At 62.8% G+C, this 1449-nt stretch carries 1 protein-coding gene; it reads right to left on the bottom strand.

Annotated elements, in window-relative coordinates; translation table 11 throughout:
• Nucleotides 1–30: 30 nt before the first annotated feature.
• On the bottom strand, nucleotides 31–891 hold the full coding sequence (locus SSBG_RS00630) for an aquaporin (RefSeq protein ID WP_008744313.1): 861 nt from the start codon (nucleotides 889–891) through the stop codon (nucleotides 31–33).
• Nucleotides 892–1449 lie beyond the last annotated feature (558 nt).

Here is a 1449-nt window from a genome sequence, read left to right as displayed (position 1 = left end):
CCCCTTCGTACGAGGGCTGTCACCGCTTCCTCACTCCAGCCGCTTGTCCCGCTCCTCCGCCTCGACCGCCTCCGCCCTGGCCGCCGCCGAGCCCGCGGGGGCCTCGGACGCGGGCACCGGCGGGACGCCCGCGGTCGCCTGGTTCGGCAGCCCGTGCGTGAGGAAGTGCACGACCACCGCGATCACCGCGCCCGCGAGCGGCGCGACGAGGAAGAGCCACACCTGGCTCATCGCGTTGGTGTCCGCGAAGATCGCCGGGCCGAGCGCCCGCGCCGGGTTGACCGAGGTCCCCGTGAGCGGGATGCCGAGCAGGTGGATGACCGCGAGGCTCAGGCCGATCGCCATACCGGCCGGGCCCTTGGCGCCCTTGCCGTGCGTCGTGCACAGCACCACGAAGACGAGCAGCGCCGTCAGGATCGTCTCGGCGAGGAAGGCGCCACCGGCCGAGATGTGCACGAGCGAGTTCGCTCCGTACCCGTCGGTGCCGAAGGAACCGCGCCCCTCCGCCCTGACGACCGGGATCGAGTTCGCGAGCCAGGCCAGGAGCGCGGCACCCGCCGCACCACCGGCGAGCTGCATGACCCAGTAGCAGAGGCCGGTGAGCGGCGAGATCCGGCGGCCGAGCACCATCCCGAGCGTGACGGCCGGGTTGACGTGGCAGCCCGAGATCGGGCCTATCGCGTACACGAGGGCGAGCAGCACGAAGCCGAAGGCGAGCGCGATGCCGAGCACCCCCACGAAGGGCTTGGCGAAGATCGCCACCCCCACCGCGAAGAACACCAGCGCCAGGGTGCCGAAGAACTCGGCGACGAGTGCGTGCGGATCGACATCGAGAGCGGCCCCGCGGCTCTTCGTGGCCGGGGGCGCGTCCCGGGTGGCAGTTGTGCTCATGACATCCCCTTCGAGGGCGAGCGAGAGCCGGGACGAGCGGTGGCGCCCGTCAGCGGTGACGGCACGGTGTGGCTTACGTCCCATTTATGACTTTTCGACCGTATCGCTCCGATCGGGTGATGTCGCGCGGAGTCGCGGGGGAGGGACGGCGGGGCCGCGCGAGGGCGCCGGGGGTCGCGCGGCACCGCGACCGGCGGCGGGGGCCCGGCCTTTCTTGTAAGTCGGATCGGCCCGAACCATTTTCCGATTTACTTATTTCTTGAAATTCGTCCTGCTCCCCTGCCCCTTTTGATAATATGGAGAAAAAAAGAGGGAAGGTGTTTTTTTTTTTTTTTTGCTTATTTTTTGTAATTATGTCTTTTGTTCCGACTCCTACCTCTTCTCTTGGATTTTTTAAGGGTTTAGTTTTTCCTATCAGTTTTATATAAATTTTTTATTTTAATTCGGAATTAGTAGGGTAGGAGTCGATTTTTTTTTTTTTTTTTAACCCCCGGCCAAAAATCCTACTTAACTGCAGTAAATGGGCTTTTTTTTTTTTTTTTTTTTTTTTTTTTTTCG

The sequence above is a fragment of the Streptomyces sp. SPB074 genome (genome assembly GCF_000154905.1).
Taxonomy (GTDB): Bacteria; Actinomycetota; Actinomycetes; order Streptomycetales; family Streptomycetaceae; genus Streptomyces.
Note: the sequence above shows the minus strand (reverse complement) of the source record. Positions and strands in the feature narration are given on the sequence as shown.